Here is a 1,875-nt window from a genome sequence, read left to right as displayed (position 1 = left end):
CCTCCGTCGGGGCCGGCACCGGGGGAAATTCTGCTGCGGCGCTCCTTCGTCGCTTATTTCCTCCGCAGATTTTCCCCCGGCACCGCCCTACGGGTTGCTGCCGTCTCCGCGGGCGCAAGCGAACAAGTTCGCCAGCCGGAAAAACAACGGGGGCGGGGGAGACACCCCGGCTGGTCACCACAGCTTCCCGGCCCACCACGTCACCAAGAAGGAGCCAAGACCATGAGCGCAACGCTCGTCTACCGCAACCCCGCCGACCTCCTCGTGGACACCAACGTGCGCACGACGGCCGACCTCACCCCGGCGTTCGTCGCCAGCATCAAGGAGCACGGAGTGCTCCAGCCCATCACCGCCTACACGACCGACGAGGGCGAGCGGGTCTTCACCGGCCACCGCCGCACCCTCGCAGCCATCGACGCCGGGCGCGAGACTATCCCCGTGATCCTCGGGGACACCCCGGAGGAAGCCGACCGGCTCGCCAAGCAGCTCGTGGAGAACGACCAGCGGGCCGGGCTCACTGAGAACGACCGGGCCGAGGCCTTCCACCAGATGGCCCTGCTTGGCGTCTCCGCCGCGCAGATCGCCAAGAAGACCGCGACCCCCAAGGCCACGGTCGAGAAGGCCATCGAGGCCCGAAAGGACGAGACGGCGACGGCTCGTCTCGATGCCGGGTACACGGTCGAGCAGGCCCTCGTCCTCGCCGAGTTCGACGCGGACCCGGCCGCGCTGGAACGGATCGAGGACGCGATCTCCGAGGACCCGGACATGCTCGCCCACGTCGCGCAGCAGCTGCGCGACGACCGCAAGCGCGCGAAGGAAGAAGCCGCCGAGCTCGCGGCCCTGACTGCAGAGCTGGAGGCCAAAGGCCTGACCGTGGTCGAGCGCATCGGCTGGAACTCCGACCACGAGGCGGTCGGCCTGCCCTACCTCACCGACGCCGAGGGCAACCAGCCCAGCGAGGACGCGGCCAACGCCGTCGCTATCGGCCGCCGCTGGAACGCCGGGCTGTACACCGAGTACGGCATCACCGGCTGGGCCGAGGAAGGCTACACCGCCCGCGAGCCCTACCGGGCACCCGGGCGCGAGGAGAAGCCCACCGGCCCGTGGACCGAGGAGCAGAAGGCCGAACGCCGGACCCTGATCGCGAACAATCGCGCCATGGAGTCGGCAACCACGGTCCGCCACGAATGGGTCAAGTCCCTGCTCGCACGGAAGAACCCGCCGAAGGACTGGACCCGGTTCCTCGCCACCGCTCACACCGCGCACCACGCGTACGCGGGGGAGCGGAACACAACCCTCGCCGAGGACTTCGCCGGATGCCCCGACACCAGCGACTACCGCCGCTCGGCGCTGGCCGAGTGGACGGCCGCGCACCCCGCGCGCCCGCACGTGCCGCTGCTCGCCCTCGCGATCGCGAGCTTCGAGAGGTACATGCCCAAGGACGCATGGCGTGATGCGAACGCGGCCCGTCGGTTCTACCTGAGCCAGCTGGCCGCGTGGGGCTACAAGCTCTCCGACGTCGAGGCGATCATCACTGCCGTTCCCGAGGCCAGCGCCAAGGAACAGGGCGGCGCGGAGCCCGACGACGCAGCCTAGCCGGGGGTAAGCGCCTGCGGCCTCCAACCGTGGCCGCGGGCGGTCGGCCCGTGCGCCCCGGGCTCCGGCCCGGAGCCCGGCCCGGCCCGGGCCGACAAAGGCCCCAGGGCTGCGCCCTGGACATGGTCCTCGCTGCGCTCGGGCTGTGACGGCTCGCGCCCCGCCGGCTCCGCTTCGCTGCGCCGCCGTGGCGCGAGCCCGCCTTGTTTTTCCGGCTGTCCTGCGGATTGTACGCACCCGCTCCACCGGCACAAGCCCCTCCTCCGTCGGGGCCGGCAC

At 71.3% G+C, this 1,875-nt stretch carries 1 protein-coding gene; it reads left to right on the top strand.

What is annotated here, in order from left to right:
• Positions 1-222: 222 nt before the first annotated feature.
• Entirely contained in the window at positions 223-1,596 is a 1,374-nt protein-coding gene (locus tag LK10_RS01545; protein ID WP_043119606.1) for a ParB/RepB/Spo0J family partition protein, read from the top strand.
• The last annotated feature ends 279 nt before the right edge of the window (positions 1,597-1,875 follow it).

Origin of the sequence: Sinomonas humi, from assembly GCF_000802235.1 — a bacterium.
Classification (GTDB): domain Bacteria; phylum Actinomycetota; class Actinomycetes; order Actinomycetales; family Micrococcaceae; genus Sinomonas; species Sinomonas humi.
This window is presented reverse-complemented; position numbering and strand designations above follow the sequence as displayed.